Below are 21,111 nucleotides of genomic sequence, written 5' to 3' on the forward strand. Positions count from 1 at the left end.
CGTCCGGGGACAGGCGGCATGAGCATCGAACATGCAGCTTTGGGGTGGCGCGTTGAACAGTCTTGGAATGCTGCGGTCGGCCGTGTTGGCGACGGCGTCCGCTTGGGTTTTGATGCCGCAGGCATCGCTTGCACAATCGTCCGCGCAGAGTGGCGCAGCGAGCCTGCCGCCGGTGACGGTCACCGCGCCGGAAGTGCGCCGCCGCGCGGCCACGACCCCTCAGCGCCGTGCGCCGCGGTCGTCGGAGCAGACCGCCAACAGGAACAGGCCGCAGCTGCAGCGCAACGTCGGCTTCGTCGAGACGCCGCGCGGCCCAGTGAACGGCTACGTCGCGGGCCGCAGCTCGTCCGGCACCAAGACCAACACGCCGATTATCGAGACGCCGCAGTCGGTGTCCGTCATCGGCGCCGAGCAGATCCGCGACCAGAAGCCGAACAAGCTCGATGAGGTCCTGCGCTACACCGCCGGCGTGCGGGCGGGAACGTTTGGCACGGACACCCGCAACGACTGGTGGCTGATCCGCGGCTTCAAGTCCGAGGACATCGGACTGTTCCTCGACGGCATGCAGCTGTTCTACACCTCCTATGCAAGCTGGAAGCTCCAGACGCCGAACATGGAGCGGGTCGAGGTGCTGCGCGGTCCGTCCGCGGTGCTCTACGGTGGATCGAGCCCCAGCGGCATCGTCAACGTCATCAGCAAGTTGCCGCCCGCCGAGCCGATCCGCTATGTCGAGACCGGCGTCAACAATTTCGGCAACGCCTATGTCAGCTTCGATTTCGGCGGGCCGGTCGCGACCAGCCCCGAGAATGGCAAGCTGTTCGCCCGCGTGGTCGGCCAGGTCCAGAACGGCGGCACGCAGGTCAACTTCACGCCTGACAACAACTACTTCATCGCGCCATCGTTCACCTGGAAGCCGGACGCCGACACGAGCTTCACGGTGCTGGCCTCGGCCTCGAAGCAGGACACCCGCGGCATCAACTTCCTGCCTTACCAGGGCACGGTGACCAACGCGCCGTTCGGCAAAATTCCGACCAGCTTTTTCGTCGGCGATCCAAGCGTCGACAAGTTCACGCGCGAGCAGGAGATGCTCGGCTATCAGTTCGCGCGCAATCTCACCGACGACCTGACGTTCCGTCAGAACGCCCGCTTTGCGCATGTCGACATCACCTACCGCGGCTATGTCGGCAACGATTGGGCCAACATCAACTCGGCCACGCTCAATCGGTACAATTGGTATGCAAAGAACACTGCCAATCAGGCCAATCTCGACAACCAGCTCGAGTATCGCTTCAACACGGGTCCGGTCAGGCACACGATGCTGTTCGGCGTCGACCTGAAGGGATACCAGATCGACGACTACCAGGCCTTCGGGGGCGGGGTGCCCGCGATCAACGTCTTCAATCCCGCCTATGGGGCGGCCGAGGTCGCACTGCCGGCCGCTCCGTTCCGGAACTTCCTGATCACTCAGAAGCAGGCCGGCACTTATCTTCAGGACCAGATGAAGCTCGGCAATTTCACGCTGGTGCTGAGTGGCCGCAATGACTGGGTCGAGACGACGCAGGAAACGCGTGACACCGGCGCCACGGTCGGGAGCCGCAACGACAGCAGGTTCAGCGGCCGCGCCGGGCTGATCTATAATTTCGACAGTGGCATCGCGCCCTACGTCTCCTATTCGACGAGCTACAATCCGATCATCGGCCTCAACGCCCAGAACCAGCTGTTTCTGCCCGAGACCGGCAAGCAGGCCGAAATCGGCGTGAAGGTCGCGCCAAAAGGCTTCGACGGTTATTTCACGATCTCGGCTTTCGACCTGGTCCGCCAGAATGTCGCGACGACATTGCCGGGCAGCGTTCCGATCCTGCAGAACCAGACCGGCGAGGTGACCTCGCGCGGTATCGAGCTCGAAGCAGTGGCCAACGCCACGAAGGAGCTGAAGTTCATCGGCTCCTTCACGGCCTATCATCTCTTCAACAGCAAGGATCTCGACCCGACGCTGGTCGGCAAGACGCCGACCAACACGCCTGAGCTTCTGGTCTCGGGCTGGGCCGACTACACCTTCAAGGACGGACCGCTGGAAGGATTTGGTTTCGGCGGTGGCGTTCGCTACATCGGCGCGTCCTGGGCCGACACTACCAATACCCTCGAGGTTCCCGCGGTGGTGCTCGGCGATCTCGCGGTCCACTACGAGTGGCAGAACTGGCGGACGGCGCTCAACGTGATCAACGTGACCGACAAGATGTATGTCGCGAGTTGCGCGTCGACCACGTCCTGCTTCTACGGCGACCGCCGGCGCGTCACCGCCAGCGTCTCCTACAAATGGTGAGGACGGGTGAGGGCGGCGACATCTGATGCCGCCGATCCTCCACCCCGAGATAGATGAGCCCCCGGGCTATGCCCCCCAGCCCGAAGCTCATCCGGGCGCGGCGCGCGCGACGGCCCTGCACGTCGCCGCCGCCGCGCTCGCGACCGGTCGGGCTGCAATATATCGCAAGCCCGAGTTGTCTTCGCAGCAGGCAGCCCCGGTTCCGCCGCGATGCATGGCCCGTCTGATCGCTTGCGCCTGTGGATAGGTGTCTTTGCTGCACCTGTCCTGCGTCACCGCCACGACCATCGCCGGCCTTCCGGCCGCGCTGCTCCGGGACGCTCGGCATTATGTCGCCGGGGTGACAGTCAGTCGGGGGCCTGACGGCGGCCGCAGCTCGGTTTGGGTGCGCTGCCGCACCAAAAAACCAGGCGCTTTTCTCGGGCAATGCATGGCATAAAGCTGCATTGGCCCGTGCGGCCGCAATCTCAGAACGGCTGCCCTGCAAAACGGTGGCCGCCCTTGCTGGCCTTGGCGATCTGCTCCATACCAGCGCGGGGTGATTCCGGGATTTTCACCGTTCTGGGGGCGGCAAAGGGCCTAAAAAGAGCGTGTCTTGCGCCCATTGGTGCACTGCGCTAAGGCTCAGAATAATTCCAAATCGGACGAATCCGTGGCTGTCCCGAGGCTGCGGGAAAAAGGGCTCGCCATGAGCGGCATTCTGCAGAACTATCTTCCACTCGTCGTCTTTATAGGGGTAGCGGGCCTCATTGGCCTTGTGCTGCTGATCGCGCCCTTCGTCGTGGCGTTCCAGCAGCCGGACCCGGAAAAGCTGTCGGCGTATGAGTGCGGTTTCAACGCCTTCGACGACGCGCGCATGAAGTTCGACGTCCGCTTCTATCTGGTCGCCATTCTCTTCATCATCTTCGATCTCGAGGTGGCGTTCCTGTTTCCCTGGGCGGTGGCGTTCGGCAAGCTTGGCGCGACCGGCTTCTGGTCCATGGTGGTGTTCCTCGCCGTGTTGACGGTCGGGTTCGCCTATGAATGGAAGAAGGGAGCACTCGAATGGGATTGAACCCCGTGTCGTCCACAGGTCCGGCTATCGCGCCGGCCCCCAAAGGCATCCTGGATCCGTCGACCGGCCGGCCGGTCGGGGCCAATGATCCGTTCTTCCTCGAGGTCAATTCCGAGCTGTCCGACAAGGGCTTCTTCGTGGCCGCGACCGACGACCTCATCACCTGGGCGCGCACCGGCTCCTTGATGTGGATGACCTTCGGTCTCGCCTGCTGCGCGGTCGAGATGATGCAGGTGTCGATGCCGCGCTACGACGTCGAGCGCTTCGGCTTCGCGCCGCGTGCCTCGCCGCGCCAGTCCGACGTGATGATCGTCGCTGGCACCTTGACCAACAAGATGGCCCCGGCGCTGCGCAAGGTCTACGACCAGATGCCCGAGCCGCGCTACGTCATCTCGATGGGCTCCTGCGCCAACGGCGGCGGCTATTATCACTATTCCTACTCGGTCGTGCGCGGCTGCGACCGCATCGTGCCGATCGACATCTACGTGCCGGGCTGCCCGCCCACGGCGGAAGCGCTGCTTTACGGCGTGCTGCTGCTGCAGAAGAAGATCCGGCGCACCGGCACCATCGAACGCTAAGGTTTTACGTCATGGACGACGCCAAGCTCGACGCCCTGGGGCAGACGATCGTTAGCGCGCTTCCGGGCGCCGCCATCGGTCATTCGGTGGCCTTCAACCAGCTCACGGTTGATGTCGAGGCCAGCAAGATCGTCGAGGTGGTCAAGTACCTCCGCGACGACCCGAGCTGCCGCTTCATCAACTTCACCGACATCACGGCCGCGGACTATCCGTCGCGCGAGAAGCGCTTCGACGTGATCTATCACTTTCTGTCACCGACCCTGAACGCGCGGATCCGGCTCAAGGCGCAGGCCGACGAGACCACCCAGGTGCCGTCGCTGATCGAATTGTTCCCCGGCGCCGACTGGTTCGAGCGCGAGGCCTACGACCTCTACGGCGTGTTCTTCGTCGGCCATCCCGACATGCGCCGCATCCTCACCGATTACGGGTTCGAGGGCCATCCGCTGCGCAAGGACTTCCCGACCACGGGTTTCGTCGAGGTTCGCTACGACGACCAGGAGAAGCGGGTGGTGTACGAGCCCGTCCGGCTCAACCAGGAATTCCGCAAGTTCGACTTTTTGTCTCCATGGGAGGGGGCCGATTATCCGGTCCTTCCGGGAGATGAAAAAGCGGGACCGAAGGTCTGATCATGAACGAGCAACCTGAAAATCTTCGCAACTTCACGATTAACTTCGGGCCGCAGCATCCGGCGGCCCACGGTGTGTTGCGTCTTGTGTTGGAGCTTGACGGCGAAGTCGTCGCCCGCGTCGATCCGCATATCGGCCTGCTTCATCGCGGCACCGAGAAGCTGATCGAGCAGAAGACCTATCTCCAGGCGATCCCTTATTTCGACCGCCTCGACTACGTCGCGCCGATGAACCAGGAGCACGCCTTCTGCATGGCGGCTGAAAAGCTGCTCGGCATCGAGGTGCCGCGCCGCGGCCAGCTCATTCGCGTGCTCTATTGCGAGATCGGCCGCATCCTGTCGCATCTGCTCAACGTCACCACACAGGCGATGGACGTCGGCGCGCTGACTCCGCCGCTGTGGGGCTTCGAAGAGCGCGAGAAGCTGATGGTGTTCTACGAGCGCGCCTCGGGCAGCCGTATGCATGCGGCTTACTTCCGCGTCGGCGGCGTGCATCAGGACCTGCCACAGAAGCTGGTCGACGACATCGAGGCCTGGTGCGATCCGTTCCTGAAGGTCGTGGACGACCTCGACCGCCTGCTGACCGCCAACCGCATCTTCAAGCAGCGCAACGTCGATATCGGTGTGGTGCCCCTGAAGGAAGCCTGGGAGTGGGGCTTCTCGGGCGTGATGGTGCGCGGCTCGGGCGCGGCCTGGGACCTGCGCAAGTCGCAGCCCTATGAATGCTATGCCGAGATGGATTTCGACATTCCGATCGGCAAGAACGGCGACTGCTACGACCGCTACCTGATCCGCATGGAAGAGATGCGGCAGTCCATCCGCATCATGAAGCAGTGCATCGAGAAGCTGAACGCGCCCGACGGGAAGGGCCCCGTCGTCGTCGCCGACAACAAGGTCGCGCCGCCGCGCCGTGGCGAGATGAAGCGCTCGATGGAAGCCTTGATCCACCACTTCAAGCTCTACACCGAGGGCGTCCACGTGCCGGCCGGCGAAGTCTATGCCGCGGTCGAGGCGCCCAAGGGCGAGTTCGGCGTCTATCTGATCTCCGACGGCACCAACAAGCCGTACAAGTGCAAGATCCGCGCGCCGGGCTTTGCGCATCTGCAGGCGATGGATCACATCTGCCGCGGCCATCTGCTCGCCGACGTCTCGGCGATCCTCGGCTCGCTCGACATCGTGTTCGGAGAGGTCGACCGGTGATGGGGCAGCAGGCGCCAATCCAGTTTGACCGCGCCTCGGGGGCCCTTGAAGGGGCCAACCTGTGGGAGCGGACGGCTGCCTTGGCGCTGGTGACGGGATCGAAGATCTCCTCGCACTTCTCGCACATGGGCTACATCGCCTGCGCGAATTTGCTGCGGAAGACGCTGCCCGAGCGCAACATCGCGATCAGGCTCAATCCCGACGCCGTGTTCGAATTCCCTTACGGCGACGGCTATTGGAGCAAGCTGCTCAACCGCTCCTACAACTATGAAGACGAGCTCGAGCTCTTGTTCGCCGACTCCGTCGACGTCGACTACACGCTGCTCGATTGCGGTGCCAATTACGGCTATTGGTCGGTGCTGGTCTCGAGCAAGCCGTTCGGCTCGCACAAGGCGATCGCGATCGAGCCGTCGGGGCAGAACTACCCGAAGCTCGCCAACAACGCGCGCGTCAACGGCAATCGTTTCGAGACCATGAAATGCGCGATCGGCGCCAGCCGCGGCACCGCGCGCCTCTCAGGCACCAAGCACGAGGCCTTCAGCATCGCCGGCGATCCCTCCGCGGGCGGTGAGGACGTGCCGGTCATCGCTCTCGACAATCTGATCGAGGACGGCAAGGTGGCAAGCGCCGGCAAGTACCTGATCAAGCTCGACGTCGAGGGCGTCGAGATCGAGGCGATCAAGGGCGGCGCCCGTCTGCTCCAGGCCGACAGCGTCATCATGTGCGAGGAGCACGGCAGCGACCGCTCTCATGCGGTGTCGCGCTTCATCCTCGAGCAGACCCCGCTGAAGCTGATCGTGTTCGATCCGCGCAGCAACCGGATGGAGACCGTGACCGAGCTGTCGATCCTCGACCGCATCAAGGTCTCGACCCACGTCGGCTACAACGTTTTCGGCACCGCAAGCGCGTTCTGGCAGGACAGGATCGATGCCCTGAATGCCAAGATCTTGAACGCCAAGTCAGCGCGCCGCATGCAGTGAGAGATTGAAGAGATGTCCGTTCGCCGATTAGCACCGAAGGAAGTCCAGCCCGCGAGCTTTGCGTTCACGGAGGAGAACCTCGCGTTCGCCAAGCAGCAGATCGCGAAATATCCGGCGGGACGCCAGGCCTCCGCCGTCATCGCCATCCTGTGGCGTGCCCAGGAACAGCACGACGGCTGGGTCTCGGAAGCCGCGATCCGCGTCATCGCCGACATGCTCGACATGCCCTACATCCGCGTGCTTGAGGTCGCGACCTTCTACACGATGTTCCAGCTCGCCCCCGTCGGCAAGAAGGCCCACGTCCAGGTCTGCGGCACCACGCCGTGCCGCCTGCGCGGCGCCGAGGATCTGATCCACGTCTGCGAGCACCGCATCCATCACGAGCCCTTCCATCTCTCCAAGGACGGCAATTTCAGCTGGGAGGAGGTCGAGTGCCTCGGTGCCTGCGTGAACGCGCCGATGGTGCTGATCGGCAAGGACACTTATGAGGACCTGACCAAGGAAAGCTTCGGCAAGGTGCTCGACGGTTTCGCTTCGGGCAATCCGCCCAAACCCGGTCCGCAGAACGGCCGCCAGTTCTCGGCGCCGATCACCGGGCCGACCACGCTGAAGGAGAGCACCTGATGCGTGGTCTCTCGCAGCCTTCCGTGCAGGGGAGCGGTGCCATGAAAAAGTGGGGCTTCATCGCGTTACACGCCGCCGTGGCGGCCACTTTCATTTTCCTGCTGCAGCGTTTCAGCCTGAACGCGTCGCTGGAATCCAGTCTGCTTTGGGCGCTGACCTTCGCCGTCTGCGCCGCCGGACTTGCCTACAAGCAGACCATTCGTTGATCGGAAAGCACTGATATGCTCGAGGACAAGGACCGCATCTTCAAGAACCTCTACGGCCTCCATGATTGGGGGCTCGAGGGTGCGCGGCGCCGCGGCGCCTGGGATGGCACCAAGAACATCATCGACAAGGGCCGCGACTGGATCATCAACGAGATGAAGGCGTCGGGCCTGCGCGGCCGCGGCGGCGCCGGCTTTCCGACCGGTCTGAAATGGTCGTTCATGCCAAAGGAATCGACCGACGGCCGGCCGAGCTATCTCGTCGTCAACGCCGACGAATCCGAGCCCGGCACCTGCAAGGATCGCGAGATCATGCGGCACGATCCGCATCTCCTGATCGAGGGCTGCCTGATCGCGAGCTGCGCGATGAACGCGCATGCCTGCTACATCTATGTCCGCGGCGAGTTCATCCGCGAGCGCGAGCATCTCCAGGCCGCGATTGACCAGGCCTATGAGGCCAAGCTGGTCGGCAAGGATAACGTCAACGGCTGGCCGTTCGACATCTACGTCGCCCACGGCGCTGGCGCCTATATCTGCGGCGAGGAAACCGCGCTGCTCGAAAGCCTCGAAGGCAAGAAGGGCCAGCCGCGGCTGAAGCCGCCGTTCCCGGCCAATGTCGGCCTGTTCGGCTGCCCGACCACTGTCAACAACGTCGAGTCGATCGCGGTGGCGCCCGACATCCTGCGCCGTGGCGCGGCTTGGTTCGCCGGCATCGGCCGTCCGAACAATGTCGGCACCAAGCTCTTCTGCATCTCCGGCCATGTCGAGCGGCCCTGCAACGTCGAAGAGGCCATGGGCATTCCGTTCCGTGAGCTGATCGACAAGCATTGCGGCGGCATCCGCGGCGGCTGGGACAACCTCAAGGCCGTGATCCCCGGCGGCTCGTCGGTGCGCATGGTGCCGGCCGAGCAGATCATCGACACGCCGATGGATTTCGACAGTCTGAGCAAGCTGCGCTCGGGCCTCGGCACCGCGGCCGTGATCGTGATGGACAAGTCGACTGACCTGATCCGCGCCATCGCCCGCATCTCCTATTTCTACAAGCACGAGAGCTGCGGCCAGTGCACGCCGTGCCGCGAGGGTACGGGCTGGATGTGGCGCGTGCTCACCCGCATGGCCGAAGGCCGCGCCCACAAGCGCGAGATCGACATGCTGCTCGAGGTGACGAAGCAGGTCGAAGGCCACACCATCTGCGCACTCGGCGATGCTGCGGCATGGCCGATCCAGGGCCTGATCGCGCATTTCCGTCATGAGATCGAAGCGCGCATCGACCAATATTCGCACAGGGCCGACATTGACGATATCGGCGTCCGCGATCCCGTGAACATGGTCGCGGCGGAGTAGAGAGAATGACCAAGCTCATCATCGACGGCAAAGAGATCGATGTCCCCGCCGAGTACACGCTGCTTCAGGCGTGCGAGGCGGCCGGCGCCGAGATTCCGCGCTTCTGCTATCACGAGCGGCTGTCGATCGCCGGCAATTGCCGGATGTGCCTCGTCGAAGTGAAGGGCGGCCCGAAGCCGGTCGCGAGCTGCGCCTGGGGCGTGCGCGACTGCCGTCCGGGCCCCAAGGGCGAGCCGCCGGAGATCTCGACTCGTTCGCCGATGGTGAAGAAGGCACGCGAAGGCGTGATGGAATTCCTTCTGATCAACCATCCGCTGGACTGCCCGATCTGCGACCAGGGCGGCGAGTGCGACCTGCAGGACCAGGCGATGGGCTATGGTGTCGACACCAGCCGCTTCGCCGAGAACAAGCGCGCGGTCGAGGACAAATATCTCGGCGCGCTGGTCAAGACCTCGATGAACCGCTGCATCCAGTGCACGCGCTGCGTCCGCTTCTCGGCGGAAGTCGCCGGCGCGCCCGAGATGGGCGCCACGGGGCGCGGCGAGGACATGGAGATCACGACCTACCTCGAACACGCGCTGACCTCGGAATTGCAGGGCAATCTGGTCGACATCTGCCCGGTCGGCGCGCTGACCTCAAAACCCTATGCGTTTGCCGCGCGTCCCTGGGAGCTCGGCAAGACCCAGTCGATCGACGTCATGGACGGCGTGGGATCTGCGATCCGCGTCGACACCCGCGGCCGCGAGGTCATGCGCGTGCTGCCGCGCATCAACGAGGCCGTCAACGAGGAGTGGATCTCCGACAAGACCCGCCACGTCGTCGACGGCCTGCGCACCCAGCGTCTCGACCGGCCCTATATCCGCGAAGCCGGCAAGCTGCGCGCGGCGAGCTGGACCGAAGCATTTGCCGCGATCGCTGCGAAAGCGGCGCGCACCGACGGCAAGCGCATCGGCGCGATCGCCGGCGACCTCGCCGGCGTCGAGGAGATGTTCGCGCTGAAGGATCTGCTCGCCAAGTTCGGCTCGACCAATATGGCGGTGCAGGGCGGCGACGCCTTCGACCCCGCGCTCGGTCGCGGCTCCTACATCTTCAATCCGACGCTGGTGGGTGTGGAGCAGGCCGATGCGCTGCTCATCATCGGCGCCAACCCGCGGAAAGAGGCGGCCGTGTTCAACGCCCGCATCCGCAAGCGCTGGCGTGCCGGCGGCTTCAAGGTCGGCGTGATCGGTGCCAAGGTCGATCTGACCTACGACTACGATCACCTCGGCGCGGGCACCGAGACGCTCGGTGAGCTCGCGGCCGGCAAGCACTCCTTCATGGACGTGCTGAAGAACGCCAAGAATCCGATCATCCTGGTCGGTGCGGGCGCGGCCTCGCGTCACGACGGCGCCGCCATTCTCGCGAGCGCCGCCAAGCTCGCGCTCGATGTCGGTGCGGTCAAGGACGGCTGGAACGGCCTTGGCGTGCTGCACGAGAGCGCTTCGCGCGTCGGTGCGCTCGATATCGGCTTCTCCGCAACCGGCGGGGGCCTGAACGCCGCGCAGATGACGACGTTCGGCACGCTGGACTTGCTGTTCCTGTTAGGGGCCGACGAGATCAACGCGCCTGATGGTACCTTCGTCGTCTATATCGGCACCCATGGTGACCGCGGCGCGCATCGCGCCGACGTGATCCTGCCGGCGGCCGCCTATACCGAGAAGTCCGCGATCTACGTCAACACCGAAGGCCGCGTGCAGATGACGGGCCGCGCCGCGTTCCCGCCGGGCGAAGCTCGCGAGGACTGGGCGATCGTCCGCGCGCTGTCGGAGGCACTCGGCAAGAAGCTCGGCTATGACTCGCTTGCCGCCCTGCGCCAGGCGATCTTCAAGGCCGTGCCGCATCTGATCCGCCTCGATCAGATCGAGGCCGGCTCGGCCGACCAGATCAAGAAGCTGGCGGGGAAGGGCGGTTCGCCCGAGAAGGCGCCGTTCAAGCCGCTGGTCGAGGACTTCTATTTGACCAACCCAATCGCGCGTGCGTCCGCCGTGATGGCGGAATGCTCGCGCCTCGCCTCCGGGCACATGCTGACCGCAGCGGAGTGAGCGTGATCTGATGGAATTCTTCGAAAGCGCATTCTGGACCGGGTTCCTCTGGCCGCTGATCATCATGGTCGCGGAGAGCGTGCTGGTGCTCGTCGTCCTGCTCGTGGCGATCGCCTACATCCTGCTCGCCGACCGCAAGATCTGGGCGGCGGTGCAGATCCGGCGCGGCCCGAACGTGGTCGGCCCCTGGGGCCTGCTGCAGTCCTTCGCCGACTTGCTGAAGTTCGTGCTGAAGGAGCCGATCATCCCGGCCGGCGCCAACAAGGGCGTGTTCCTGCTGGCGCCATTGGTCTCATGCGTGCTCGCGCTCGCGGCCTGGGCGGTGATCCCGACCAATCTCGGCTGGGTGATCTCCGACATCAATGTCGGCATCCTCTTCATCTTCGCGATCTCGTCGCTGTCGATCTACGGCATCATCATGGCCGGCTGGTCGTCGAACTCGAAGTACCCGTTCCTGGCCGCGCTGCGCTCGGCGGCGCAGATGGTGTCTTATGAAGTCTCGATCGGCTTCGTCATCATCACGGTGCTGCTCTGCGCCGGCACGCTGAACCTGTCGGCCGTGGTCGAGGCCCAGCATGTCCGAGGCCTTGCCAGCCTGATCGGGCTGCCGCAGCTCACCATCCTGAACTGGTATGTGTGGCCGCTGTTCCCGATGTTCGTGATCTTCTACGTCTCGGCGCTGGCGGAAACCAACCGTCCGCCCTTCGACCTCGTGGAAGCCGAATCCGAGCTCGTCGCCGGCTTCATGGTCGAATACGGCTCGACCCCGTATCTGCTGTTCATGCTCGGCGAGTACGTCGCGATCGTCACGATGTGCGCGATGGCAACGATCCTGTTCCTCGGAGGCTGGCTGCCGCCGGTCGATCTGCCGCCCTTCAACTGGGTGCCGGGGATCATCTGGTTCTCGCTCAAAGTCTTCTTCATGTTCTTCCTGTTCGCGATGGCAAAGGCGATCGTGCCGCGCTACCGCTACGACCAACTGATGCGCCTCGGCTGGAAGGTGTTCCTGCCGCTGTCGCTGGCGATGGTGGTCGTGGTGGCTGGCGTGCTGCATTTCGCCGGCATCGCGCCGAAGTGAGGGCCGTCATGGGTATCAACATCAACGCCACTGCACGCTCGCTTCTGCTGTCGGAATTCGTCTCGGCGTTCTTCCTCGCCATGCGCTATTTCTTCCAGCCGAAGCCGACCCTGAACTATCCGTTCGAGAAGGGCCCGATCTCGCCGCGCTTCCGCGGTGAGCATGCGCTGCGCCGCTATCCCAACGGCGAAGAGCGTTGCATCGCCTGCAAGCTCTGCGAAGCGGTCTGTCCCGCGCAGGCCATCACCATCGAGGCCGGCCCCCGCCGCAACGACGGCACCCGCCGCACCGTGCGCTACGACATCGACATGGTGAAGTGCATCTATTGCGGCCTCTGCCAGGAGGCCTGTCCGGTCGACGCCATCGTCGAAGGTCCGAACTTCGAGTTCGCGACCGAGACCCGCGAGGAACTGTTCTATGACAAGGCCAAGCTGCTCGCCAACGGCGACCGCTGGGAACGCGAGATCGCGAAAGCGATCGAGCTCGACGCGCCGTACCGGTGAGGTGAGGGCATGATCCTTCCCGCGCTGTTCTTCTATCTCTTCGCCGGCGTCTGCGTCGCCTCGGCCGTGATGGTGATTGTCTCGCGCAATCCCGTGCACTCCGTGCTGTACCTGATCCTGGCCTTCGTCAACGCCTCCGGCCTGTTCGTGCTGATGGGCGCCGAGTTCCTGGCGATGATCCTGATCGTCGTCTATGTCGGCGCGGTCGCGGTGCTGTTCCTGTTCGTGATCATGATGCTCGACGTGGACTTCACCGAGCTGCGCGAGGGCTTCATCGAGTACCTGCCGGTGGGCCTCGTGATCGGCGGCATCTTCCTGTTCGAGCTGCTGCTCACCGTCGGCTTCTGGGTCATCAATCCCGGCGTCGCCAAGACGATCACGGCGGCGATCCCGACAAACGTCTCCAATACCGAGGCGCTCGGGCTCGTGCTCTATACGAAGTACATCCACTACTTCCAGCTCTCGGGCATGGTGCTGCTGGTCGCCATGATCGGCGCCATCGTGCTGACGCTGCGGCACAAGGCGAGCGTGAAGCGGCAGGACATCAACGTTCAGAACGCGCGCACGCCCGACATGGCGATGGCGATGCGCAAGGTGGCGCCGGGGCAGGGGCTCCAGGACTCTGACGCGGCGGAGTGGGTGAAATGACGATCGGGCTCGGACACTATCTGGCGGTCGGCGCGATCCTGTTCACGCTCGGCATCCTCGGCATCTTCCTGAACCGCAAGAACATCATCGTCATCCTGATGTCGATCGAGCTGATCCTGCTCTCGGTCAACATCAACCTCGTCGCGTTCTCGACCTTCCTCGGCGACATCGTCGGCCAGGTCTTCGCGCTTCTGGTGCTGACCGTCGCTGCCGCTGAAGCCGCGATCGGTCTCGCCATCCTGGTGGTCTATTTCCGCAACCGCGGCTCGATCGCGGTTGAGGACGTCAATCTGATGAAGGGCTGAGCTCAGTCATGGTTCAGGCAATTGTCTTTCTGCCTCTGCTGGGCGCCATTCTGGCCGGGCTGATCGCGCTGTTCGGCGCGCATGCCCGCAACCCCTCGGGCGACGAGGTCGAGCATCACGGCGACCACGGTCACGGTGCGCACGCCCATGCGTCCGATACGATCAACGAGGATGCGTCCGTCATCCACGAGAGCCATCACGACGACGCCCACGATGATCACGGCCACGGTCCGGTCGAGCCGGCGGCGGCAGGCTCGCGCGGTGCCGAGCTGATCACCACCGCGTTGCTGTTCGTCTCGGCCGCGCTGTCCTGGATGACGCTGGTCGATGTCGGCTTCATGCACCACGACGTCAGGGTTCAGCTGCTGCCGTGGATCTTCTCCGGCGATCTTCAGGTCTGGTGGACCTTGCGCGTCGACACGCTCACCGCCGTGATGCTGGTGGTGGTGACGACCGTGTCCTCGCTCGTGCACCTCTATTCCATCGGCTACATGGACGAGGATCCGAATCGGCCCCGCTTCTTCGGCTATCTCAGCCTGTTCACCTTCGCCATGCTGATGCTGGTGACGGCGGACAATTTGGTGCAGCTGTTCTTCGGCTGGGAAGGCGTGGGTCTGGCCAGCTATCTGCTGATCGGCTTCTGGTACCAGAAGCCGTCGGCGAATGCGGCCGCGATCAAGGCCTTCGTGGTCAACCGCGTCGGCGACTTTGGTTTCGCGCTCGGCATCTTCGCGATCTTCATGCTGACCAGCTCGACCGATTTCGAGACGATCTTCCATGCCGCGCCGGGCCTCACCGGCAAGACCATCAACTTCCTCGGCTGGCATGCCGATGCGCTGACCCTGACCTGCCTGTTGCTGTTCATGGGCGCGATGGGCAAGTCGGCGCAGTTCCTGCTGCACACCTGGTTGCCTGACGCGATGGAAGGCCCGACGCCTGTGTCGGCGCTGATCCACGCCGCGACCATGGTCACCGCGGGCGTGTTCATGGTGGCGCGCCTGTCGCCGCTGTTCGAACTCGCCCCGAATGCGCAGGCCGTCGTGATGTTCTTCGGCGCGACCACCGCGTTCTTCGCCGCGACCATCGGCCTCGTCCAGAACGACATCAAGCGCATCGTCGCCTATTCGACCTGTTCGCAGCTCGGCTACATGTTCGTGGCGATGGGAGCCGGGGCCTATTCGGTCGGCATGTTCCATCTGTTCACGCATGCCTTCTTCAAGGCGCTGCTGTTCCTGGGCTCCGGCTCGGTGATCTACGCGATGCACCACGAGCAGGACATCCGCAACATGGGCGGGCTCTGGAAGAAGATCCCCTACACCTATGCGGTGATGGTGGTCGGCACGCTGGCGCTCACCGGATTCCCGCTCACCGCCGGCTACTTCTCCAAGGACGCGATCATCGAGTCCGCCTACGCCTCGCACATTCCGTTTGCGATGTACGGCTTCCTGATGACGGTCGTCGCCGCCGGCCTGACCTCGTTCTACTCCTGGCGCCTGATCTTCAAGACCTTCCACGGCGAGCCGCATGACGAGCATCACTACGAGGCCGCGCATGAGGCTCCGATCTGGATGCTGATCCCGATCGGCGTGCTCGCAGTCGGCTCGATCGTCGCCGGTTTCCCGTTCAAGGAGCTGTTCGCCGGTCACGGCATCGAGGAGTTCTTCCGCGAATCCGTGAAGATGAACCCGCACATCATCGAGGAGATGCACCACATCCCCGAGACCATCGCCTTCCTGCCGACGGTGATGATGGTGCTGGGCTTCCTCGTCTCGTACCTGTTCTACATCCGCCGGCCGTACATCCCTGTGCAGCTCGCTAAAGAGCAGCCGATGCTGTATCAGTTCCTGCTCAACAAATGGTACTTCGACGAGCTCTACGACATCATCTTTGTCCGTCCGGCGAAGTGGATCGGCTATCAGCTCTGGAAGAAGGGCGATGGCTTCATCATCGACGGCCTCGGTCCCGACGGCGTCTCGGCCCGCGTCCTGGACGTCACCCGCAACGTCGTGAAGATCCAGACCGGCTATCTCTATCACTACGCATTCGCCATGCTGATCGGCGCCGCCGGCTTGATCACCTGGTTCATGTTCGGCTTTGGAGGCCAGTAAATGACAACCTGGCCCATCCTATCGGTCACGACGTTCCTGCCGCTGGTCGGCGCGCTGATCGTCTATCTCAGCCGCGGCGATGACGAGGCGGCCAAGCGCAACTCGCGCTGGATCGCGCTCTGGACCACGCTGATCACCTTCGCGGTGTCGGTGATCCTGGTCATGCGCTTCGACCCCAGCAATCCCGACTTCCAGTTCGTCGAGAAGGCGAACTGGCTCGCCACAGGGATCACCTACCACATGGGCGTCGACGGCATTTCGCTGCCGCTGGTGATCCTCACCACCGCCGTAATGCCGTTCTGCATCATCGCGAGCTGGAAGGCGATCACCAACCGCGTCCGCGAATACATGATGGCGTTCCTGATCCTGGAAACGCTGATGATCGGCACCTTCTCGGCGCTCGATCTCGTGCTGTTCTATCTGTTCTTCGAAGGCGGCCTGATCCCGATGTTCCTGATCATCGGCGTCTGGGGCGGTCCGCGCCGGGTCTACGCGTCGTTCAAGTTCTTCCTCTACACGCTGCTCGGCTCGGTCCTGATGCTGCTCGCCATCATGGCGCTGTACTGGAATGGCGGCACCACCGACATTCCGACCCTGATGCACACCGCCGTGCCGCGGTCGCTGCAGACCTGGGCCTGGCTCGCCTTCTTCGCTTCCTTCGCGGTGAAGATGCCGATGTGGCCGGTGCACACCTGGCTCCCCGACGCCCACGTCGAGGCGCCGACGGCGGGCTCGGTGGTCCTGGCCGCGATCCTGCTGAAGATGGGCGGCTACGGCTTCCTGCGGTTCTCGCTGCCGATGTTCCCGCTGGCCTCGCACGACTTCGCGCCACTGATCTTCACGCTCTCGGCCATCGCCATCATCTACACCTCGCTGGTGGCCTTGATGCAGGAGGACATGAAGAAGCTGATCGCGTACTCCTCGGTCGCTCACATGGGCTTCGTCACCATGGGCATCTTCGCCGGCACCATGCAGGGCGTCGCCGGCGGCGTGTTCCAGATGATCTCGCACGGCATCGTCTCCGGCGCGCTGTTCCTCTGCGTCGGCGTCGTCTACGACCGCCTGCACACCCGCGAGATCGCGGCCTATGGCGGCCTCGTCAACCGGATGCCGCTCTACGCGCTGACCTTCATGATCTTCACCATGGCCAATGTCGGTCTGCCCGGCACCAGCGGCTTCGTCGGCGAGTTCATGACGCTGCTCGGCACCTTCAAGGTCTCGATCCCGACCGCGTTCTTCGCCACCTTCGGCGTGATCTTCTCGGCGTGCTACGCGCTGTGGCTCTACCGCAAGGTCGTGTTCGGGGCGCTGGTCAAGCCGTCGCTGGCGAGCATGAAGGATCTCACCTTCCGGGAGTGCCTGACGCTGTTCCCGATGATCGCGCTGACGATCCTGTTCGGCGTCTATCCGAAGCCGGTGCTCGACATGTCGGCCGCTTCGGTCCAGCAACTCGTCAACAACTACAACACCGCTGTGACGGCCGTGAAGGCCGCCGCACTGCTCCAGTGATCGGGCAGGTCAGGATATCGCCATGAGCTTTGAGACTGCAGGTTATCAACTGGCGCCGGTGCTGCCCGAGATCGTGCTCGCGATCGGCGCCATGGCTCTGCTGATGCTGGGCGCCTATCGCGGGCAGGGGACGACCGGTGCCGTCACCTCGCTGGCGGTCGTGCTCCTGGTCGTGGTCGGCGTGCTCGAATACATGCTGCCCGCGGGCAAGCAGGTGACCTTCGGCGGCAGCTTCATCGTCGACGACTTCGCCCGCTTCATGAAGATCCTGGCCCTGATCGGCTCGGCGGTGACGCTGGTGCTGTCGACCGAGTTCCTGTCCGACCCCTCGCGCCGGATCTTCGAATACGCCATCCTGGTGCTGCTCTCGACGCTCGGCATGATGGTGCTGATCTCGGCCGGCGACCTGATCTCGCTCTATCTCGGCCTCGAATTGATGTCGCTGGCGCTCTATGTCGTGGCGGCCTCCAACCGCGACAACGCCAAGTCGACCGAAGCCGGCCTGAAGTATTTCGTGCTCGGCGCACTGTCCTCGGGCATGCTGCTGTACGGCGCCTCGCTGATCTACGGCTTCACCGGCACGGTCAGCTTCACCGGTATCGCGGCGGCCGCGACGGTCTCGAATGTCGGCCTCGTGTTCGGTCTGGTCTTCCTGCTCGTCGGCCTCTGCTTCAAGGTTTCGGCCGTGCCGTTCCACATGTGGACGCCTGATGTGTATGAGGGCGCGCCGACCCCGGTCACCGCCTTCTTCGCGTCGGCGCCCAAGGTCGCCGCGCTCGCCGTGTTCACCCGCGTCACGCTCACCGCCTTCCCCGGCATCGTCTCGCAGTGGCAGCAGATCCTGGTGTTCGTGGCGATCGCCTCGATGGCGCTCGGCTCCTTCGCCGCGATCGGCCAGAGCAACATCAAGCGCCTGATGGCCTATTCCTCGATCGGCCACATGGGTTTCGCGCTGGTCGGCCTTGCCTCCGGCACGGTCGAAGGCGCGCAGGGCGTCTTGATGTACATCGTGATCTATGTCGCGATGACGCTTGGCTCGTTCTCGATCATCCTCGCCATGCGCCGCAACGGCCAGGCGGTCGAGCAGATCAGCGATTTCGCCGGCCTGTCGCGGACCAATCCGCTGCTCGCCTTCATGTTCGCGATGCTGCTGTTCTCGCTCGCGGGCATTCCGCCGCTCGCGGGCTTCTTCGCCAAATGGTACGTCTTCGTCGCCGCCATCAAGGCGAACCTGTTCACGCTCGCGGTCGTCGGCGTGCTGACCAGCGTGGTCGGCGCCTACTATTACCTCGCCATCGTCAAGACGATGTATTTCGACGAGCCGGCCGGCCAGGTCGATCCGGTGCGCGTCGAGGTGAAGACGGTGCTGGCAGTCTTTGGCCTGTTCAACATCCTGTTCGCGCTGTTCGCAGGTCCCGTGGTGAGCGTCGCCTCCGCCGCGGCAAAGTCGCTGTTCTAGGATGGGTTTCGCGCTCGGTCCTCGCGCACAGGCCGCGGGCTACAGGCTCGCGGCGTTCGAACAGACCGGCTCGACCAATACCGAGGCGATCGAGCAAGCGAGGCGCGGCGAGCGCGGCCCAATGTGGTTCGTCACGTCGGAGCAGACCGCCGGCCGCGGCCGCCGTCAGCGCGCCTGGATCGCGCCGCGCGGCAATCTCGCCGCCAGCATCCTCGAAGTCATGGACGTCGCTCCCGCCGTCGCCGCCACGCTCGGCTTTGCCGCGGGGCTGGCGGAGGAGGCCGCGCTGGAGAAGGTCAGCCTCGAGGCCGCACTCCGCCTCGGACCTGATCGTCCGCGCTACGCCCTGAAGTGGCCGAACGACGTTTTGGCCGGTGGCAAGAAGCTCGTCGGCATTGGCCTCGAAGCCGAAGCCATTGGCGATCGCCTGGCCGTCGTCGTCGGCATCGGCACCAATGTCGTTGCAGCGCCCGAGGGCACGCCGACGCCCGCGGTGTCGCTGGCCGCGCTCGGGGTGCAGATCAGTGCGGAGGAGCTGTTCTCGGCGCTCTCCGACGCCTGGGTCGAGTTCCGCGGCATCTGGGACAATGGACGCGGCTTTGCCGAGATCCGCAAGCTGTGGCTGGAGCGCGCCGCCGGCCTCGGCGAGCGGGTCGCAATCCACACGGGAGCGATGACGCTGGAAGGCATTTTTGACACGATCGACGACACCGGCTGCCTGATCGTCCGCACCGCGGAGGGCCGCCGTGTGCCGGTGGCCGCGGGCGAGGTGTTCTTCGGCTTGGCCGCGTCCGTAGGAGCTGCGTGATGGCCAAGCCCGACGAACTGGTGTTTGCGCCGCTCGGCGGCGTCGGCGAGATCGGCATGAACCTGTCGATCTACGGCCTCGGCAACCGCCAGCAGCGCGCCTGGATGGCGGTCGACCTCGGCGTCTCCTTCGGCGACGAAGAGCACCTGCCGGGCATCGACCTGATCATGCCCGACATCAGCTTCCTGGAGAAGGAACGCAAGAACCTGATGGGCCTGGTGCTGACCCATGCCCATGAGGACCATTTCGGCGCCATCATCGATCTCTGGCCGAAGCTGAAATGCCCGATCTACGCGACGCAGTTCAGTGCCGCGCTGTTCGAGGCCAAATGCGCCGCCGAGCGCAACGCGCCGAAGATCCCCGTGACGGTGGTGCCGTCCGGCGGCCGCGTCGATGTCGGCCCGTTCAACGTCGAGTTCATCCCCGTCGCCCACTCCATTCCTGAAGCGCATGCGCTGGCGATCCACACCGAAGCCGGCACGGTGCTGCACACCGGCGACTGGAAGATCGACCCGACCCCGACGCTTGGCGCGCCCACCGACGAGAAGCGGCTGCGCGAGCTCGGCGAGGAAGGCGTGCTCGCCTTGATCGGCGATTCCACCAACGCGGTGCGCGATGGCCGTTCGCCCTCGGAAGCCGAGGTCGCGAGGACCATCATCGACCTCGTGAAATCAGCCAAGGGCCGCGTCGCGGTGACGACCTTCGCTTCCAACGTCGCGCGCATCAAGGCTGTGGCCGCCGCAGCCAAGGCTGCCGACCGCGAGGTCGTCGTGGTCGGCCGTGCCATGGAACGCGTGGTGCAGGTCGCGCGCGAATGCGGTTATCTCGACGGCGTGCAGAATTTCCGCTCACCCGAGGTCTACGGTCATCTGCCGCAGGATAAGGTGCTGGCGCTGTGCACCGGCAGCCAGGGCGAGCCGCGCGCGGCGCTGGCGCGCATCGCCAATGACGACCATCCCGAGATCACGCTGAACCGCGGCGACAGCGTCATCTTCTCCTCGCGCACCATCCCGGGCAACGAGAAGGCGGTCGGCTCGATCATCAACAATCTCGTGCTGCAGGGCGTCGAGATCATCACCGATCGCGATCATCTGGTCCACGTCTCCGGCCATCCCCGCCGCGACGAGTTGCGCGACATGATTGGTTGGGTGAAGCCGCAGCTCCTGATCCCCGTCCACGGCGAGGCGCTGCATCTGAACGAGCACGCCAAGCTGGCGCGCGCCGCCGGCGTGCCGCGCGTGCTGGTGGTCCGCAATGGCGACCTGATCAAGCTCGGCCCGGGCGATCCCGGCATCATTGGCGAAGTGCCTTCCGGCCGCCTCTACAAGGACGGCACGATCCTGGAGGACTCCAAGTCCCGCGCCGTGGTCGAGCGGCGGCGCATGGCGTTTTCCGGCTGCGCCTTCGTCGCCATCGCCATGACCGAGCAGGGCGAGCTGGCCGACGATCCCGAGGTCGATCTCGTGGGCATCCCCGAGAAGAACAGGGCAGGCGAGCCCTTCGACGACCTCGTCTTCGATGCCGTGGTCTCCACCATCGAGGGCCTGCCGAAGGCGCGCCGCCGCGACGCCGACGCATTGGGCGAGTCGGTGCGACGTGCTGTCCGGGCCGTGATCAACGAACATTGGGGCAAAAAGCCCCCCTGTCTGGTACACGTACTGACAGTGTAAGGGGAGAAGAC

19 protein-coding genes are annotated in these 21,111 nt (G+C 64.4%); all 19 read left to right on the top strand.

The genetic code is table 11. The annotated features are described in order from the left end of the window. Window positions 1-67: 67 nt before the first annotated feature. The 19 genes from RAD10_RS29505 to RAD10_RS29595 all read left to right on the top strand — a co-directional run bounded on the left by RAD10_RS29505 (window position 68) and on the right by RAD10_RS29595 (window position 21,100). The gene (locus RAD10_RS29505; protein WP_461620353.1) at window positions 68-2,323 is read left to right on the top strand and encodes a TonB-dependent siderophore receptor; all 2,256 of its coding nucleotides are present in this window, start codon (window positions 68-70) and stop codon (window positions 2,321-2,323) included. Window positions 2,324-3,011: 688 nt separating this feature from the next. Next, window positions 3,012-3,377, top strand: a complete 366-nt coding sequence (locus tag RAD10_RS29510; protein ID WP_018320139.1) for an NADH-quinone oxidoreductase subunit A — start codon at window positions 3,012-3,014, stop codon at window positions 3,375-3,377. After that, a complete protein-coding gene (locus RAD10_RS29515; RefSeq protein WP_026202310.1) occupies window positions 3,368-3,955 on the top strand; it encodes a NuoB/complex I 20 kDa subunit family protein in 588 nt (195 codons plus the stop codon). The genes RAD10_RS29510 and RAD10_RS29515 overlap by 10 nt, the downstream gene beginning before the upstream one ends. An 11-nt stretch (window positions 3,956-3,966) precedes the next feature. After that, window positions 3,967-4,581: an NADH-quinone oxidoreductase subunit C gene (locus tag RAD10_RS29520; RefSeq protein ID WP_018320141.1), complete on the top strand. Its 615-nt coding sequence runs from the start codon at window positions 3,967-3,969 to the stop codon at window positions 4,579-4,581. 2 nt (window positions 4,582-4,583) lie between these two features. Continuing rightward, on the top strand, window positions 4,584-5,780 hold the full coding sequence (locus tag RAD10_RS29525; protein ID WP_461620257.1) for an NADH-quinone oxidoreductase subunit D: 1,197 nt from the start codon (window positions 4,584-4,586) through the stop codon (window positions 5,778-5,780). Continuing rightward, window positions 5,780-6,760, top strand: a complete 981-nt coding sequence (locus RAD10_RS29530) for an FkbM family methyltransferase (RefSeq protein ID WP_461620354.1) — start codon at window positions 5,780-5,782, stop codon at window positions 6,758-6,760. The genes RAD10_RS29525 and RAD10_RS29530 overlap by 1 nt, the downstream gene beginning before the upstream one ends. A gap of 12 nt (window positions 6,761-6,772) precedes the next feature. Beyond that, window positions 6,773-7,384 carry an NADH-quinone oxidoreductase subunit NuoE gene (gene nuoE / locus RAD10_RS29535; RefSeq protein ID WP_018320144.1) on the top strand — a complete coding sequence of 204 codons (612 nt, stop codon included), beginning with the start codon at window positions 6,773-6,775 and terminating at the stop codon, window positions 7,382-7,384. After that, window positions 7,384-7,590 carry a hypothetical protein gene (locus RAD10_RS29540; RefSeq protein ID WP_461620258.1) on the top strand — a complete coding sequence of 69 codons (207 nt, stop codon included), beginning with the start codon at window positions 7,384-7,386 and terminating at the stop codon, window positions 7,588-7,590. The genes nuoE and RAD10_RS29540 overlap by 1 nt, the downstream gene beginning before the upstream one ends. A 15-nt stretch (window positions 7,591-7,605) precedes the next feature. Continuing rightward, window positions 7,606-8,931 carry an NADH-quinone oxidoreductase subunit NuoF gene (nuoF, locus tag RAD10_RS29545; RefSeq protein ID WP_028141460.1) on the top strand — a complete coding sequence of 442 codons (1,326 nt, stop codon included), beginning with the start codon at window positions 7,606-7,608 and terminating at the stop codon, window positions 8,929-8,931. Window positions 8,932-8,936: 5 nt separating this feature from the next. Then, a complete protein-coding gene (gene nuoG / locus RAD10_RS29550) occupies window positions 8,937-11,012 on the top strand; it encodes an NADH-quinone oxidoreductase subunit NuoG (RefSeq protein WP_461620259.1) in 2,076 nt (691 codons plus the stop codon). Between the two features lie 10 nt (window positions 11,013-11,022). Then, the gene (gene nuoH / locus RAD10_RS29555) at window positions 11,023-12,090 is read left to right on the top strand and encodes an NADH-quinone oxidoreductase subunit NuoH (RefSeq protein WP_038948735.1); all 1,068 of its coding nucleotides are present in this window, start codon (window positions 11,023-11,025) and stop codon (window positions 12,088-12,090) included. A 14-nt stretch (window positions 12,091-12,104) separates the two neighbouring features. After that, window positions 12,105-12,593 (top strand): NADH-quinone oxidoreductase subunit NuoI, encoded by a 489-nt coding sequence (gene nuoI, locus RAD10_RS29560; RefSeq protein ID WP_026232873.1) that lies wholly within the window; start codon window positions 12,105-12,107, stop codon window positions 12,591-12,593. A gap of 9 nt (window positions 12,594-12,602) precedes the next feature. Continuing rightward, entirely contained in the window at window positions 12,603-13,241 is a 639-nt protein-coding gene (locus RAD10_RS29565; protein ID WP_461620260.1) for an NADH-quinone oxidoreductase subunit J, read from the top strand. Continuing rightward, complete coding sequence (nuoK, locus tag RAD10_RS29570; RefSeq protein WP_008547737.1) at window positions 13,238-13,546, top strand: NADH-quinone oxidoreductase subunit NuoK; 309 nt, start codon at window positions 13,238-13,240, stop codon at window positions 13,544-13,546. Before RAD10_RS29565 ends, nuoK begins: the two co-directional genes overlap by 4 nt. Before the next feature lie 8 nt (window positions 13,547-13,554). Next, window positions 13,555-15,654: an NADH-quinone oxidoreductase subunit L gene (nuoL, locus tag RAD10_RS29575; RefSeq protein WP_461620261.1), complete on the top strand. Its 2,100-nt coding sequence runs from the start codon at window positions 13,555-13,557 to the stop codon at window positions 15,652-15,654. After that, on the top strand, window positions 15,655-17,163 hold the full coding sequence (locus RAD10_RS29580) for an NADH-quinone oxidoreductase subunit M (protein WP_461620262.1): 1,509 nt from the start codon (window positions 15,655-15,657) through the stop codon (window positions 17,161-17,163). Window positions 17,164-17,185: 22 nt separating this feature from the next. Continuing rightward, window positions 17,186-18,622 carry an NADH-quinone oxidoreductase subunit NuoN gene (gene nuoN / locus RAD10_RS29585; RefSeq protein WP_028141465.1) on the top strand — a complete coding sequence of 479 codons (1,437 nt, stop codon included), beginning with the start codon at window positions 17,186-17,188 and terminating at the stop codon, window positions 18,620-18,622. A 1-nt stretch (window position 18,623) separates the two neighbouring features. Further along, entirely contained in the window at window positions 18,624-19,430 is an 807-nt protein-coding gene (locus RAD10_RS29590; protein WP_461620263.1) for a biotin--[acetyl-CoA-carboxylase] ligase, read from the top strand. Then, window positions 19,430-21,100 (top strand): ribonuclease J, encoded by a 1,671-nt coding sequence (locus RAD10_RS29595; RefSeq protein WP_461620264.1) that lies wholly within the window; start codon window positions 19,430-19,432, stop codon window positions 21,098-21,100. The genes RAD10_RS29590 and RAD10_RS29595 overlap by 1 nt, the downstream gene beginning before the upstream one ends. The last annotated feature ends 11 nt before the right edge of the window (window positions 21,101-21,111 follow it).

Source organism: Bradyrhizobium sp. 23AC, assembly GCF_054863025.1.

Coding starts and splice junctions, on each gene's coding strand:
- RAD10_RS29540 (WP_461620258.1), top strand. CDS start 7,384: ATGCGTGGTCTCTCGCAGCCTTCCGTGCAGGGGAGCGGTGCCATGAAA.
- RAD10_RS29595 (WP_461620264.1), top strand. CDS start 19,430: ATGGCCAAGCCCGACGAACTGGTGTTTGCGCCGCTCGGCGGCGTCGGC.
- RAD10_RS29565 (WP_461620260.1), top strand. CDS start 12,603: ATGATCCTTCCCGCGCTGTTCTTCTATCTCTTCGCCGGCGTCTGCGTC.
- nuoE (WP_018320144.1), top strand. CDS start 6,773: ATGTCCGTTCGCCGATTAGCACCGAAGGAAGTCCAGCCCGCGAGCTTT.
- nuoN (WP_028141465.1), top strand. CDS start 17,186: ATGAGCTTTGAGACTGCAGGTTATCAACTGGCGCCGGTGCTGCCCGAG.
- nuoH (WP_038948735.1), top strand. CDS start 11,023: ATGGAATTCTTCGAAAGCGCATTCTGGACCGGGTTCCTCTGGCCGCTG.
- nuoG (WP_461620259.1), top strand. CDS start 8,937: ATGACCAAGCTCATCATCGACGGCAAAGAGATCGATGTCCCCGCCGAG.
- RAD10_RS29525 (WP_461620257.1), top strand. CDS start 4,584: ATGAACGAGCAACCTGAAAATCTTCGCAACTTCACGATTAACTTCGGG.
- nuoF (WP_028141460.1), top strand. CDS start 7,606: ATGCTCGAGGACAAGGACCGCATCTTCAAGAACCTCTACGGCCTCCAT.
- RAD10_RS29505 (WP_461620353.1), top strand. CDS start 68: ATGCTGCGGTCGGCCGTGTTGGCGACGGCGTCCGCTTGGGTTTTGATG.
- RAD10_RS29590 (WP_461620263.1), top strand. CDS start 18,624: ATGGGTTTCGCGCTCGGTCCTCGCGCACAGGCCGCGGGCTACAGGCTC.
- RAD10_RS29510 (WP_018320139.1), top strand. CDS start 3,012: ATGAGCGGCATTCTGCAGAACTATCTTCCACTCGTCGTCTTTATAGGG.
- RAD10_RS29580 (WP_461620262.1), top strand. CDS start 15,655: ATGACAACCTGGCCCATCCTATCGGTCACGACGTTCCTGCCGCTGGTC.
- nuoK (WP_008547737.1), top strand. CDS start 13,238: ATGACGATCGGGCTCGGACACTATCTGGCGGTCGGCGCGATCCTGTTC.
- RAD10_RS29520 (WP_018320141.1), top strand. CDS start 3,967: ATGGACGACGCCAAGCTCGACGCCCTGGGGCAGACGATCGTTAGCGCG.
- RAD10_RS29530 (WP_461620354.1), top strand. CDS start 5,780: ATGGGGCAGCAGGCGCCAATCCAGTTTGACCGCGCCTCGGGGGCCCTT.
- nuoL (WP_461620261.1), top strand. CDS start 13,555: ATGGTTCAGGCAATTGTCTTTCTGCCTCTGCTGGGCGCCATTCTGGCC.
- RAD10_RS29515 (WP_026202310.1), top strand. CDS start 3,368: ATGGGATTGAACCCCGTGTCGTCCACAGGTCCGGCTATCGCGCCGGCC.